Annotated in this window: 14 protein-coding genes and 1 tRNA gene; 8 read left to right on the top strand and 7 right to left on the bottom strand. The window is 38.6% G+C overall.

What is annotated here, in order from left to right:
* Window positions 1–74: 74 nt before the first annotated feature.
* The 6 genes from BFP77_RS10135 to BFP77_RS10110 form a co-directional block, all read right to left on the bottom strand.
* A complete protein-coding gene (locus BFP77_RS10135) occupies window positions 75–476 on the bottom strand; it encodes a response regulator (RefSeq protein WP_099573912.1) in 402 nt (133 codons plus the stop codon).
* Between the two features lie 175 nt (window positions 477–651).
* Window positions 652–1,905, bottom strand: a complete 1,254-nt coding sequence (locus BFP77_RS10130; RefSeq protein WP_099573911.1) for an NAD(P)/FAD-dependent oxidoreductase — start codon at window positions 1,903–1,905, stop codon at window positions 652–654.
* A 2-nt stretch (window positions 1,906–1,907) separates the two neighbouring features.
* Window positions 1,908–2,915: a 4-hydroxyproline epimerase gene (locus BFP77_RS10125; RefSeq protein ID WP_099573910.1), complete on the bottom strand. Its 1,008-nt coding sequence runs from the start codon at window positions 2,913–2,915 to the stop codon at window positions 1,908–1,910.
* 6 nt (window positions 2,916–2,921) lie between these two features.
* Window positions 2,922–4,652: a DUF885 domain-containing protein gene (locus BFP77_RS10120; protein ID WP_373604826.1), complete on the bottom strand. Its 1,731-nt coding sequence runs from the start codon at window positions 4,650–4,652 to the stop codon at window positions 2,922–2,924.
* Window position 4,653: 1 nt separating this feature from the next.
* Window positions 4,654–6,237, bottom strand: coding sequence for an aldehyde dehydrogenase (NADP(+)) (locus BFP77_RS10115; RefSeq protein ID WP_099573908.1), 1,584 nt, complete (start codon window positions 6,235–6,237; stop codon window positions 4,654–4,656).
* Window positions 6,238–6,331: 94 nt separating this feature from the next.
* Window positions 6,332–7,261, bottom strand: coding sequence for a dihydrodipicolinate synthase family protein (locus BFP77_RS10110; protein ID WP_099573907.1), 930 nt, complete (start codon window positions 7,259–7,261; stop codon window positions 6,332–6,334).
* A gap of 132 nt (window positions 7,262–7,393) precedes the next feature.
* Here BFP77_RS10110 and BFP77_RS10105 point away from each other — a divergent pair, with 132 nt between their 5' ends.
* The 8 genes from BFP77_RS10105 to BFP77_RS10070 all read left to right on the top strand — a co-directional run bounded on the left by BFP77_RS10105 (window position 7,394) and on the right by BFP77_RS10070 (window position 14,352).
* Window positions 7,394–8,239: an AraC family transcriptional regulator gene (locus BFP77_RS10105; protein WP_099573906.1), complete on the top strand. Its 846-nt coding sequence runs from the start codon at window positions 7,394–7,396 to the stop codon at window positions 8,237–8,239.
* A gap of 131 nt (window positions 8,240–8,370) precedes the next feature.
* A tRNA-Leu gene (locus BFP77_RS10100) sits at window positions 8,371–8,454 on the top strand.
* A gap of 108 nt (window positions 8,455–8,562) precedes the next feature.
* Window positions 8,563–9,462: a MerR family transcriptional regulator gene (locus BFP77_RS10095; protein ID WP_099573905.1), complete on the top strand. Its 900-nt coding sequence runs from the start codon at window positions 8,563–8,565 to the stop codon at window positions 9,460–9,462.
* 21 nt (window positions 9,463–9,483) lie between these two features.
* Window positions 9,484–10,941: a phytoene desaturase family protein gene (locus BFP77_RS10090; protein WP_099573904.1), complete on the top strand. Its 1,458-nt coding sequence runs from the start codon at window positions 9,484–9,486 to the stop codon at window positions 10,939–10,941.
* 7 nt (window positions 10,942–10,948) lie between these two features.
* Window positions 10,949–11,788, top strand: a complete 840-nt coding sequence (locus BFP77_RS10085) for a phytoene/squalene synthase family protein (RefSeq protein ID WP_099573903.1) — start codon at window positions 10,949–10,951, stop codon at window positions 11,786–11,788.
* The gene (locus tag BFP77_RS10080) at window positions 11,789–12,235 is read left to right on the top strand and encodes a sterol desaturase family protein (protein WP_099573902.1); all 447 of its coding nucleotides are present in this window, start codon (window positions 11,789–11,791) and stop codon (window positions 12,233–12,235) included.
* A 1-nt stretch (window position 12,236) separates the two neighbouring features.
* Window positions 12,237–13,718, top strand: coding sequence for a 1-hydroxycarotenoid 3,4-desaturase CrtD (crtD, locus tag BFP77_RS10075; protein WP_099573901.1), 1,482 nt, complete (start codon window positions 12,237–12,239; stop codon window positions 13,716–13,718).
* Window positions 13,708–14,352 (top strand): carotenoid biosynthesis protein, encoded by a 645-nt coding sequence (locus BFP77_RS10070; RefSeq protein WP_099573900.1) that lies wholly within the window; start codon window positions 13,708–13,710, stop codon window positions 14,350–14,352. Before crtD ends, BFP77_RS10070 begins: the two co-directional genes overlap by 11 nt.
* Before the next feature lie 8 nt (window positions 14,353–14,360).
* On the opposite strand, the gene BFP77_RS10065 is transcribed toward BFP77_RS10070, so the two are convergent.
* A complete protein-coding gene (locus BFP77_RS10065) occupies window positions 14,361–14,918 on the bottom strand; it encodes a TlpA family protein disulfide reductase (RefSeq protein ID WP_099573899.1) in 558 nt (185 codons plus the stop codon).
* Window positions 14,919–14,926: the final 8 nt, after the last annotated feature.

Genomic DNA, 14,926 nt, shown 5'->3' with positions numbered 1-14,926 from the left:
ATTAAAATTAAAGATTTAAAAGTAAGAAAAGTATTACCTGTCAAAAAAATAATGTTGTGAAATCAACTTTTTAATTAGCCTTTGACTAATTGGTTAACACTCCAATACGCCAAGACTTTTTTCATTTTTGATTCGTAATCAGCGTATTTTAAAGGTTTTATAATATAACCAGCTACACCAATTTGGTAACATTTTAGTAAATCCGCCCTATTCTCCGAAGTTGTGAGTATAATGGTAGGTAGGTATTTTAAGATGTCATCTGCCTTGAGAATTTCCAAGAATTCTGTTCCACTCATTCTTGGCATATTCAAATCTAGAAGAATAATATCCGGTAATTTATTTCCGGATTTTAAAAGTGCCAATGCCTCTTCGCCATTCGTTGCTTTAACAATATTATGCTTTGTTTCTAGCTTAGAAAGCGTTCGCTCTAATTTCATTACCTCAATTGTATCATCCTCAATAAGCAAAATATCCATAATTCTATTTTTATAAGAGGTTAAAGTTCCTGTTTTTACAGCTACTACAAATAGAAGTGTAGCCCAATGACGCTTTACTGTCGGTGAATGGTAATTAACTAAAGTTTAAAAAACCAGCTAATATTCAGAATCGTTGCAATAGTTCTGTGCCAAATTTATTCCCTAACATTTGTAATTAGACAAATTTACGGTCGGGAGCGAAAGCATCGATACTCATAGACGGTTTCTGTTCGTCGATAATTTCGGAAACCAGTTTACCCGTCGCGGGCCCTAAACTCCAACCCATCATGGCGTGCCCGGCAGCAAAAGTCAGGTTGTTTATAATCTTAGATTTTCCGATATAAGGTAAACCATCTGGTGACACCGGTCTCATGCCCGTTGAGGCGTTTTCAATTTCATCTTTTTGAATCTCCAATTCTGGATAAAAGGTTTTGGCCCCTTTTGCTATGGCCTGCACTCGCTCCTTCCTGATAATATTATTAATTCCCGAAAATTCCATGGTGCCGGCGAAACGTGTAAAGCCCTTCATAGGTGTCACGGCCATCTTGGCCTCCATAAGTATGGCCGGTAAAGATATCCCCGTTTCTCTTTCAACATTTATACGATAGCCTTTCCCGGCCTGTAAGGGTAAATCGATTTTCAATTTTTTGGAAAGTTCTCCACTCCATGATCCTGCGGCCATTACGACATCGTCGGTTTCGTAGATATCCTTGTCGGTTCTAAGTCCGATTATTCTTTGATTCTTGAGTACAATATCCTCAACTTCTTCGTTGGTTTTGACCTTAACTCCCTGTTTCTTCAAATAGTTGAGCATTTTTGGCATAAACTCCGTCGGCGTGGTGTGTCCATCACATTCATAATGAATGGCACCCAGTGCATCTATTCTTATATTCGGTTCTATATTTTGTAATTCTTCTTTATTGAGTTCATTTACTTCCAAGCCCAAAAAACTTGCTTTTTTAGCAACCTCAGCCTCGTGTAAATAGGACTTTTCGGTTTTATACAGCATCAACAGTCCTTTCCGTTCTAGTTGAAAAGTTCCTAAATCTCCTGATTGCTTTATATCTGCATACAACTCCCTACTAATGATATTGATTTCCTTTATCAAGGGTATTGCCTTTTCTACTTTAGCATTTGTGGAAGATTTATGAAAATACCAAGACCACTTTAGAAAATCTTTATCCAGTCTTGGTTTCATATAAAACGGACTTGCAGAATTAAACATCATTTTAATCCCAGTCGCAATCATGCCGGGCGAAGCTAACGGAATAATATGGCTCGGAGTAATGTAACCCGCATTAACAAAAGAGGCTCCGGAGGTAATATCCGATTTATCGATAACGGTTACTTCATGACCTGCTTTGTGCAGGTAGTAGGCAGAACTGAGGCCCACGATTCCACCTCCTATAATTACAATATTTTTACTCATTTTTATAATACTTGAAATCCATGTGCATAGGGGTCGTCCTCATCAATAGTTATGGTGTTCTGTCCGTATATTTTAGCCCAACCTTTTATACTGGGGATTATCGCCGGCATGTCCCCAAGAACTGTCTCTTCTTCTACACGCCCAATGAATTGGGACCCGATAAAACTTTCGTGAATAAAATCTTCCCCAAGTCGTAATTTACCTTTGGCATACCATTGCGCCATACGTGCAGATGTTCCCGTACCACAAGGAGACCGGTCAATAGCTTTATCACCATAAAAAACGGCATTTCTAGCGGTAGCTTTAGGAGAAATGGTTTCGCCCGTCCATAGCATATGACTTACATTTTTTATAGTGTCATCTTCCGGATGAATGAACGTATCGGGATATTCAAGATTGATTTTATCACGAATCTCTTGACTAAATTGAATCAACTTACTTGCTGAAAAATCCTGTATGCCACTAAAATTCTTTTGTGGGTCTACAATAGCATAGAAATTGCCCCCGTACGAAACATCAAATATCAACTCTCCCAAGTAGGAAGAATTAATGGTCAACCCCGTAGCGGCTAGGTACGATTTTACATTGGTTAATTTTACCCAATCTACCTTATCACCGGTTTGCTGGTATTGTATTTTCACTAAGCCGGCGGGAGTTTCCATCCGCACCTCTCCTGGTACTTTTGGTTTTAAAAGTCCCTCTTCTATCCCTATGGTTATGGCACCAATTGTTCCATGTCCGCACATGGGCAAACAGCCGCTTGTTTCTATAAAAAGAATACCGAAATCGTTATTAGAGTCTGAAGGTGGATAAAAAATACTACCACTCATCATATCATGTCCGCGGGGCTCGAACATTAATCCTTTTCGTATCCAGTCGTAGTCCTTCAAAAAATGTTGACGCTTTTGGCTCATATTTGCCCCAATAAGTTCTGGACCTCCTTCTTTGATAACCCGCACTGGATTACCACAGGTATGCGCGTCGATACAAACGAAAGTATTTTTGGACATAAGTATCTATTTACTGGCAGCGATATAGTTATTAATTCTTCTCTCAAGAATAGGAAGCGTAACGGTCCCCTGTTCTAAAATAATTTCGTGAAACTGCCTAATATCAAATTTACTTCCCAGTTCCGCTTCTGCTTTTTTACGTAATTCCCTTATTTTTAATTCTCCAATTTTATACGAAATAACTTGACCCGGCCATGCGATATAACGATCGGTCTCAGTGCCTACCTCATGTTCAGAAAGCGCTGTATTGGATAACATATAATCCAAAACTCTTTCACGTGACCATCCCTTGGCATGGATTCCCGTGTCTACCACCAATCTGCACGCGCGCCACATTTCATAAGTAAGCTTGCCAAACTCTTCGTACCGTGTAGTGTAGATGCCCAATTCATTACCTAGGAACTCTGTGTAGAGCGCCCATCCTTCCCCATAAGCGGAGAGGTACATATTTTTTCTGAATTGGGGAATACTGTCCCCGAGTTCCTTGTTTAGACTTCCCTGTAGATGATGTCCCGGAACGGCTTCATGTGCCGTTAGGGAAGGTAAAGTGTATAAGGGCCTACTTTTCAACTTGTAGGTGTTTATTAAATAATATCCCGGTTGGGTTTCTGAGGACGGTCCTGAATAACGACCCCCGGTATATTTAGGAGCAATGGCGTCTGGCACTTTGATTACCCCATAAGGTCTCCTAGGAAGGGTCTTGAAGAACTTAGGCAATTCCGCATCAATACGTTTGGCAATGTCCCTCGCATGCATAAGCAATTCTTCTCCCGTAGATGCATAAAACTGGTCATCCGTCCTTAAAAAGCTTAAAAAATCAGAAAAGCTACCCTCAAAACCAACGCGCTCAATTATCTCTTTCATCTCTGAACGTATTCTGGCCACTTCATTGAGTCCAATCTCATGAATATCATCAGCACTATACTGTTCTGTGGTCGTATAATAATTGATTCGGTTCTGGTAAAAGTCTTTACCGTTAGGGGTCTCGGATACACCCAAAGTGGTTCTTGTTCTAGGAATATATTCTTCCTCGAAGAATTGCTTTATTTTTTTAAACGAAGGCACCACACTATTTTCAATTGCAATCTGCGCTGCATTAAGTATAGAATCTTTTTGTGCTTTCGTCATCGATGACGGTAATGCGGTAAAAGGATCATAGAAACCGCTTTGTGTATAATCGGCCACGATATGAACATCGTAGGTACTTTCGTATCCGTTGAAAATAATTTTTGGTTGTGAAAGTCCCTCGTCCAAACCTTTTTTTAATACTACAAGATGTTCACTTACAAAAGCAGGTATGGCATTTAAAACATTTAAGTAGCGTTTAGCATCGGTATGGGATAATATGGGTTTGATTCTATAGTTGAGATTCAAATGGAATCCCTGGTCCGCCTGTATGGGGTTCAGGTGCATCTTATAGGTGTATTCATCAACCGTATTTTGTAAACGAAAACGTATTAGTTCCGCAGAAATTTGTTCCGTTTCGGACAACTCTGAACTATTGAGTTTCTTTAGTTCTACCAATTGAGATTGAGCGAAATCCGACTCTTGCTTTTTCAATTTTTCTTGAAATCTTCCCAAGGGATACACCTTACTATCATACACCTCATAGCCCTCTACGGTCTGAATAATATTTTTTAATTCTTCCGAAGCATTCTGTTGGGCGGAAACCGTCACCATCCCCTTAAAGACAAAACAGAGAAAAAACAGACCTATAGTTCTATTAAACGTACACATATTAGATTTTGTTAGAGGTATGCACACCGTTTACTATTCGTACTACGTTCAATGGGTTTGTATCCTGTAATTCTTTTGGTAACATATTTTGTGGCCAACTTTGATATGCTACTGGGCGCACCCATCTCTTTATGGAAGAAGTCCCAACAGAAGTAAAACGACTGTCCGTAGTCGCGGGAAAAGGACCTCCGTGTTGCATTGAGGGGCATACTTCTACCCCGGTAGGCACACCGTTAAAAATTATCCTTCCTACCCTATTCTGTAAACTATCTACAACACTGTTGTAAGTATTCAATTCTACTGTACTTCCCAAAACGGTTCCGGTAAGTTGCCCATCCAACTTTTTAATAATAGCCTCCAATTCTTCTGAATCCTCACAACGCACCACAATAGAAAACGGACCAAATACTTCTTGATGCAACTTTGTGTTCCGTAAAAAATCAGACCCGTTCACGGTCAATACTTTCTGTTTCGCAAAGTTTGGTGGTGCGCTTTCTTCGTATGCGGCGACAACATCTACTGTGTCTTGACGGCTCATTTCATCTTTGCCGTTCTCAAAATTCTCATGAATCTTTGGGTGTAGCATACAAATAGGTTCAGCTTTACTAATTTCTGCTCCCAAGGTGGAAATAAAACCATCTAAAGCAGTACTCTTTATGGCAAGAAGTAGACCCGGGTTTGTACAAAACTGGCCGGCACCCAGTAAAATGGAACCGGCATATTTTTTAGCCCAATCTTCACCCTGTTCTTCTAAAGCGCTCGGCAGTACTATAACTGGATTTACGCTACCCATTTCAGCAAATACGGGAATAGGTTCCTCACGGCCATTTGCTAGTTTATAAATAGCTGTCCCCCCTTTAATACTGCCCGTAAAACCGACACCCTTAATTTTATCGTTCATTACCAATTGCTCCCCGACCGCTATACCACTACTGTTCAAATTCGAAAAAACACCTTTTGGCATTCCCGTTTTGTCAATAGCCTTGGTAATAGCCGAAGCCACTAGCTCTCCCGTACCGGAGTGCATAGGGTGACTTTTGACGATGACCGGGCAACCAGCCGCTAAGGCGCTGGCAGCATCTCCTCCCGCAGTAGAAAAAGCCAAAGGAAAATTACTAGAACCAAAAACAGCGATAGGTCCAATGGGCATTAACATTTTCCTTAGGTCTACTTTAGGAATGGGTTGCCTATCCGGTTTTGCGGTATCTATTGTTGCTTCTACCCAAGAACCTTCCTCCAACAAATCGGCAAACGCATTTAATTGGCCTAGGGTTCTTCCCCTTTCTCCGTTAGCTCTCCCTTCAGGTAGACCCGATTCCTGCATGTAAGTGGAAATCAATGTATCCCCCAACGCTTCAATCTCTAAGGCGATTTGTCTCAAAAATTTCGCTTTCTCCGAACCGGTACACTTTTTATAGGTGACAAAAGCCTCCGCGGCCAAATCACACGCTGCCTTTACCTCTTGCGCTGTAGCTTCATGAAAAGTCCATGGTGTAGGCAGATTTAACTTTGGATTAAATGTTTGATAAGTATGTGTGCCTTGTTTAGAGATTTCATCTCCTATATAGTTTCCGCCTGTAATCATTGTATGTGCTATAGTTTACTATTAAAAATAAGAAACACTGAACGAAACAATACGCGTTCCAGTGTTTCTTTTCAAATTTTATGAAATGGTAGGATTAATTATGTACCATATTCAATTCCTTGTAAACTGGCAGGGTAGGTCTTGAAGCCATTCCTTTGGCAATTACTCCTTCTACGCGTGTTCTCTCCGCACCTATTAACGGAAGCCTTGGTGCCCTTACCCTTTCGGTTCCTATTCCTGTGGCAACCTCTGCCATTTTAATATTCTGAACCAACTGGGGGTTAATATCCAACTCCAATAAAGGCAAGAACCAACGGTAAATTTCAAGTGCTTCTTCCCGTTTTCCAGCTTTTGCCAGTTCAAAAATAGCACAGGTTTCCGCCGGAAACGCACATACTAAACCAGCCACCCAGCCGTCCGCACCCATAAGAATACTTTCTAAACCTAGAGTATCTACTCCTGTAAGCACTTTTAACCTATCTCCAAATCTAGCTTTGATACGCGTAACGTTAGAAATATCCCTTGTAGATTCCTTCACTGCTTGGATATTACTACACTCCATAAGTTCATCGAACATATCCAACGTAACCTCAATACCATAATCTACCGGGTTATTGTATATCATAATGGGTAACGAAGTACTATTAGCAACCGTTTTAAAATAAGTTACGGTTTCATAATCGTTGGCCTTGTACCGCATTGGGGGTAACATCATTAGACCCTTTGCCCCACATTCCTCTGCTACCTTTGCTGCATGTATGGCACCCTTAGTCGTTTGCTCAGCTATATTGATGATTATGGGAACCGCACCCTTTACCATCTTAACCGTTTCTATAATTAGCGTCCGCTTCTCCTCGTACGTTAGCGTACTTGCCTCTCCCAGCGTTCCACCGAGGATAATTCCAGAAACGCCAGCTTCTAGTTGCGCTTTTATGTTTACTTCGAACATCTCGATATCCAAAGTATCATCTTCTTTGAACTTTGTCGTTACAGCGGGCATTACGCCTTTCCATTGAACACTCATATATAATAATTTAATTTTCTACAAAAATAGAGACCATTGCATTTATTCCTATACCTGAATTTTAGCCGTATATAAGCTTATATTACCTCAAAAATTACATAACTTAGTGTTTTGAGATAAATTACAGTTATATTGAAAGTACTTCCCTTTGAGATTTCAAAACCAGTTGACGTACATCTGCTTGTGCAGATAGACAAGGGTTTAGTATTTTTTGATAAACTTCATCAGCACAAGGAAATACAGATAAGCCTTATTGTTAACGGCAGCGGCAAACTCATTGTTGGTGATAGCGTTCATTCCTTCGGTGCTGGCGAAGTTTTTGTCATTGGCAGTCAGGTCCCCCATCTATTTCAGAGTACCCCTAGTAAAGAACATGCGCACATGATCTCCCTATTCTTTACTCCACACAGTTTTGGAGCGGATTTTTTTAACATCCCTGATTTAGAACAGATTACACCATTTTTTAAAGTGGCGAACAAAAGCTTTAAAGTAAGCCCCATTAAGCCGGATATTATAGAAATAATGCTTCAAATTCCTTTAAAGGATAAACTGAACAGATTTATGCTATTTTTAAAACTCTTGGAACTGATAAGTTCGTCTAAAGTAGAAACCTTGATTGAATTTATAAATCCTAAGGCCTTAAATTCCAATGAAGGTAAACGCTTACAGGATGTTTTTGATTATGTTACCAAGAACTTTCAAGCTGATATAAAGCTTGCCACAGCTGCTAATTTGTCATTTATGACCCCGAACGCATTCTGCAGATTTTTTAAACAACGTACCGATAAATCGTTCTTTCAATTTCTCATAGAACTACGTATAGCGCATGCGTGTCAACTCCTTGTTACCAAAAAGGATATGACCATTATAGAAGTCGCCGAGGAATCTGGCTTTAAATCGATATCAAATTTCAACAAAAAATTCAAGTCTTTGAAAAAATGCACTCCGAGCGATTATAGAATTTCGGTTGGCGCGTAGACCAAATTAATACGCCTTGATTTATCTATTAATCGTACGAACAAATTTTTATTAAAATTTAAGGTGAGGAATTACACTAATTTATTATGATATCAGAGATACCTTTTTATCTTTGTGGCCTTATAAAACTTGCCCACGTGGTGAAATTGGTAGACACGCTACCTTGAGGGGGTAGTGTTCGCAAGGACGTGCTAGTTCGAATCTAGTCGTGGGCACATGAAAGTCAGGTTAATCCTGACTTTTTCATTGGTAAAAATTTAACGAAGCATTTTTCTTACCTACGGCATAATGTTGTAAATTTGTTTAACTATTTTTTAAAAAGTATGAACAACGTAAAAAAACAATTCAGTATCCGTGATTTAGAAAATCTTTCTGGGATTAAGGCCCATACCATAAGAATATGGGAAAAGCGGTACAATTTGCTATCACCTGAAAGAACCGATACCAATATCAGGAACTACAGTTTGGCAAGCCTTCAGAAGCTTTTGAACGTTACACTACTTTATCACAACGGACATAAAATTTCTAAGATTGCAAAAATACCTGAAAACGAAATACCGCTAGTGGTCAGGGAAATAGTTGCCAAAAACAGTAATAAGAATCACGCCATAAATTCGTTTAAGTTGGCCATGGTCAATTTTGACCAGACCATCTTCTTTAATACGTATAACAATCTCCTTAGTCAACAGTCGTTCAGAGAAATTTTCAAAGAGACCTTTATTCCGTTGCTTAACGAACTAGGATTGTTATGGCAAACAGATACGATTAGTCCGGCTCATGAGCACTTTATAACTAGTCTTATAAAACAGAAAATATTACTGAACACGGAGAAATTACAACACTTGAAGCCTACAAAAACTGATAAAGTTTTTGTGGCCTACTTACCGGAAAATGAAATCCATGAAATTGGCTTGCTATATCTTAACTACGAAATTGTACTTCGGGGCTATAAATGCATTTATTTAGGGCAGACCATACCAATGGAAAACTTAATGGATGTAATGAAATACTTCGAAGATATCTACTTTCTTTCCTATTTTACCGTAGTTCCTGAAAAGGACCGGATAAACAAATATATCAAGGATTTTGAAGAATTAGTGTCCGAGTACAACAATCCTAATCTATGGATATTGGGAAGGCAAGTTCAGCATATCGATGAAGCTAAACTCCCAAAATTCGTTAAGACGTTTACATCCATAGAGGAGGTAATAAGCAAACTTTAAGAGGTAAACATCTCAAAATAAATGGCTAAAAAAGTTATCGTTATAGGTTCTGGATTCTCATCCTTTTCAGCAGCCTGTTATCTTGCAAAGGAGGGTTTTGAAGTTTCTATTTACGAAAAAAACAGAACCGTAGGCGGCAGAGCTTCTCAATTTACCAAAGAGGGTTTTACTTTTGACATGGGTCCAAGTTGGTATTGGATGCCCGATATTTTTGATAAATTCTTCGCTGATTTCGGAAAAAAAACCAGTGATTACTACCAGTTGGACAAGCTAAGTCCTGCGTACAAAATTTTCTTTTCCGATGATGTGATTACCATTGGAGATTCAATGGATAAAATTTGTTCGGAGTTCGAAAGGATAGAAAAAGGCAGCGCAAAAAAGTTACGCAAGTTCATATCCCAAGCGCAGGAAAATTACGATATCGCCATTAACAAGGTAGTCCTAAGACCTGGAATCTCTCCATTAGAATTGGTTACAAAGGAAACGATACTTAAGGTAGACCAGTTTTTCAAAACAATAAGTACGGAAGTCCGCAGAAGATTTAAAAATCCCAAGCTTATAGCGACCTTGGAATTTCCCGTACTATTTCTAGGTGCCAAACCGAGTAAAACCCCATCTTTTTACAGCTTTATGAATTTTGCAGACTTCGGTCTAGGCACGTGGCACCCGCAGGGCGGCATGTATGAAATTATTAAAGCCATGAAAAGTCTAGCAGAAGAACTTGGAGTGAACATTCATACAGGTAAAGCTGTTGAGAAAATTGTTGTGAACAATGGTTCAAGTCAAGGAGTTTTATGTGATGGAGAGACCATAAATGCCGATGTGGTATTAAGTGGTGCAGATTATCACCACTCGGAGGGTTTATTGGATAAAAAGTATAGACAGTACAAAGAAAGTTATTGGGACAAGAAAACCTTTGCGCCTTCATCATTACTCTTCTATGTAGGGTTTGATAAAAAATTAAAGAACATACGGCATCATAATTTATTCTTTGATACCGATTTTGAGGTTCATGCACAAGAAATATATGACAATCCCAAGTGGCCTACAGACCCCCTATTTTATGCTAATTTCCCATCGGTAACGGACGAAAAAATGGCTCCAAACAATTGTGAGACAGGGTTTTTCCTAGTCCCTATCGCTCCCGGACTAAGCGATACCCCTGCCCTAAGAAGTCAATATTTCAATTTAATAATGGATAGATTTGAGAAAAGAACAGGTCAAAAGATTACAAATAATATTATCTTCAAGGAATCTTTCTGTGTTAACGATTTCATAGAAAAATATAACTCTTATAAAGGCAACGCTTATGGGATGGCCAATACCCTTTCCCAAACTGCATTTTTAAGACCAAAACTAAAGAGCAAGAAGGTGCAAAATCTTTTTTTTACAGGCCAACTTACAGTTCCAGGACCTGGGGTTCCCCCTTCTTTAATATCCGGCAAATTAGTGTCGGAATTAATAGTTAAAGATAATTAGTACCGGAATGAAAGTTACTTTTGACATCGTCTCCTATCAGTGCAGTAAGCTCGTAACAGAGAAATACAGTACTTCTTTTGCATTGGCCACTAAAATGCTGGATAACTCTATACGAAGTGATATTTATAATATTTATGGTTTTGTTCGCTTTGCGGACGAGATAGTAGACACTTTCCATGATTACGATAAAGATGTACTTTTTAATAAGTTTGATACAGATTTAGAAGAAGCCCTAGAATCAAAAATTAGCCTAAACCCTATATTGAACTCTTTTCAACACACCTTCCATAAATATAAAATTCCCAAACATTTAGTGGATTCTTTTATGAAAAGCATGCGAATGGACCTAACCAAAAGTATCTACAAGACCGATCAGGAATACAAAGAATACATCTATGGTTCCGCCGATGTCGTAGGTTTAATGTGTTTAAAAGTTTTTGTAAAAGGATGTCCTGATTCGTATGATAGTCTCAAAGAATCTGCAATGGCTTTAGGTTCTGCCTTTCAAAAGGTGAATTTTTTAAGAGATGTAAAGGCCGATTTTGAGGAACTGAACCGTTCCTATTTTCCTAATACCAACCTTATCGAATTGGACGAGGATTCTAAAAAAAGGATTGTAGATGAAATTAGGGCAGACTTTCAGTTAGGCTACGAAGGAATTTTAAAATTACCGATGGAAGCAAAATTTGGTGTTTACACAGCTTATAAATACTACTATAAATTATTACAGAAACTTCAAAATACACCGTCGTTAGATATTAAAAACACTCGAATAAGAGTTCCCAATTATCAGAAGTTTGGTCTTTTGGCTAGATCCTATGTTAAATATAAAATGAATTTAGTTTAGATGAAAACAGCAATCTGGATACTTATTTTTTTAGGTACGTTTTCCTTAATGGAATTTATGGCGTGGTTTACACATAAATATGTAATGCATGGCTTTCTTTGGAGTCTTCATAAGGACCATCATCATAAAGATCATGATTCTTGGTTTGAAAGAAACGATGCCTTTTTTATTTTTTACGCAGTGGTTAGCATGTCCCTATTCTATGCGGCAGCAAACGGTTTTTGGTACGGCTGGCCTTTAGGTTTTGGCATTATGGCCTATGGAGCCGCCTATTTTTTGGTACACGATATATTCATACATCAAAGGTTTAAATTATTCAGGAACGCCAATCACTGGTATGCAAAAGGCGTTAGAAGGGCACACAAGATACATCACAAGCATTTAGGCAAGGGTGATGGTGAATGCTTTGGAATGTTATTTGTTCCGTTCAAGTATTTTAAAAAATAAAATGTCCAAAGCTTTAGTAGTAGGTGCCGGTATTGCTGGTCTAGCCGTTGCACTAAGGCTAAGAAAAAAAGGCTATACAGTAGCTGTATTTGAAGGTAATGCCTATCCAGGAGGAAAACTGCACGAATTTTCCTTAGGACCATATAGATTCGATTGGGGACCTTCATTATTTACTATGCCACATTTGGTTACTGAATTATTCGAGCTTTTTAACGAACAAGCCTCCGAACACTTTAACTACATAAAAAAAGACCATTCCTGTTTTTATTTTTGGGAAGACGGCACAAGTTTTAACGCCTCAACTAAACCGGATTTATTTGCAAAAAGTTTAGTTTCTAATTTTGGGGAAAACAAGGTAGCCGTTGAAAATTATCTCCAAAAAAATAAAAAAAAGTATGACTTAACGGCAAAATTATTTTTAGAAAGTTCACTTCACAAACTAAAAACCTATATATCCAAGGATACCCTCAAGGCGCTCATCAATTTTAAGAAACTAGACCTTTACGGGACGTTGAACGATGTTAATACAACAAGTTTTAACAATCCTAAAATAGTTCAGCTTTTTAATAGGTACGCTACCTATAACGGTTCTGACCCGTACAAAACTCCAGGAATCATGTCCATGATTCCACATCTTGAAATGGATATGGGAACCTATTTCCCGGAAGGCGGTATGCACAACATTACCAAAAGCTTATATAAACTTGCTATTTCTCAAGGTGTACAATTTTACTTTGAGGAACGAGTCGAGAATATCGCTATTACTAATGGTAAAGTAACAGGAATTAATACCAGAGTAGGATACTACCCGGCGGATGTTGTGGTAACCAACGCTGATATAGCAGCGACCTATAAAGATTTACTGGTTGCGCAAAAAAAAAACAAGAGAACCCTGAACCAAGAAAAATCGAGTTCGGCAATTATATTTTATTGGGGCATTGCCCGGAGCTTTCCTGAATTAGATTTACATAACATTTTCTTTAGCTCCGATTACCAAAAGGAATTCAACGCCATTTTCAATGAGAAAAAACCCCCGGAAGACCCTACAGTCTATATAAACATATCCAGCAAGAACAGTCCTAAGGATGCGCCGAAAGGATGCGAAAACTGGTTTGTTATGGTTAATGCGCCTTCGGCAAGTGGACAGGATTGGGATAGAATTAAAAGTAGGGTAAGAAAAAAAATTATTGAAAAGACCAATAAGATACTTGGAACGGATATTGAAAAATATATAGTTGAAGAGGCCAGTTTAGACCCTCTTCAGATAGAAAAGAAAACAGGTTCCGTAGGAGGAGCTCTTTATGGTGCTTCGAGCAATTCTAAATTCGCTGCTTTTTTAAGACATCCTAATTTTAGTTCCCATATTTCTGGATTATATTTTTGTGGTGGTTCTGTACATCCTGGTGGCGGAATACCCTTGTGCCTCCTATCGGCCAAAATAACGAGTGATTTAATCCAAGACGCACCGATACATGGAACCTAAAGAAATTCTTCCAATAAAAAATGGTTGGGCCATTGTATTGGTATGGCTTTTTCATAGCACCGCAATTATTGGTATAACTCTCGGACACGTAGATTGGTTTATCGAAAAAACACCTCTTAACCTCTGTTTGTCGCTTCTTCTCTTTCTTTTCGTTTATCCCGTAAATAGCCTTAAAAAAGGCGGGGCTTTTTTACTCTTTTTTATTGTAGGCATGTTTGCCGAATGGTTAGGTATTACGACAGGACTTCTCTTTGGAGATTATGATTATGGAACTAATTTTGGAATAAAAATAGCAGGAGTTCCTCTTTTAATCGGTTCGTATTGGGCACTACTCACGTTCATTACCATGAGCATTACAGACTTTCTAAAAACCGATATATTTATAAAAATGGTTCTTGCTGCTTCGTTAATGGTGCTCCTAGACTTTTTTATGGAAGCCAGCGCGGCAAGGTTTAACTTTTGGGAATTTCTTGGTAACGAACCACCTCTACTGAATTACATTTCGTGGTTTCTATTGGGGCTACTGTTCCAAGGTATCCTTAGGTTATTAAAGATAAATGGAGACAAGGTATTCTCACTAAATTTATACCTAGCACAGTTCTTCTTCTTCTTTTACTTCTATTTTTATTTTTGAGTGAGTTTCTATTTTTCTTGAAGCAAAGTGTCCAATAGGGTAAATACCGTTTCGTTATCCCAATCCGCTATGGCATTTTGATGTACCGCAATGGCCCCGTTCTTATCTAAGATGTAAGAACCAGGAGGCTTCAACAAAGTCAGTGGACTAGGGTCACCAATAATTTGATAGGTTACAGGAAAAGTATAGCCGTTCTTCTCCATGAAAAGTTCCACCGGCACACGTTCCTCATTCGTAATAATATAAAATGAAACCTTGCCCTTATATGCATCGTATAAGGTCTGAATGTCCTTTAATTGAGCCTTTGATGGTAGGTGCCATGACGCCCAAAAGTTGATAAAAACGACTTTTCCCTTAGCCTCCTCAAAGCTGATAAAATCCCACTCGGAATTTTTTAATCTCCACTTGTAATCGGTAATCTTACCCCTATTCTCGTTTTGTATTACCGTTGGTGCCGTAGCGAACAAGCGATTCAATATTATTTTACTAAAGTCGCCCAAAGGCGTAACAAAAAAAGAGAGTACAAAGGCAATTATCAATAAAGTATAAACGGTCTGTTTTTTCATTTTACTAA

The sequence above is a fragment of the Maribacter sp. 4U21 genome (genome assembly GCF_002742365.1).
Classification (GTDB): Bacteria; Bacteroidota; Bacteroidia; order Flavobacteriales; family Flavobacteriaceae; genus Maribacter.
This window is presented reverse-complemented; position numbering and strand designations above follow the sequence as displayed.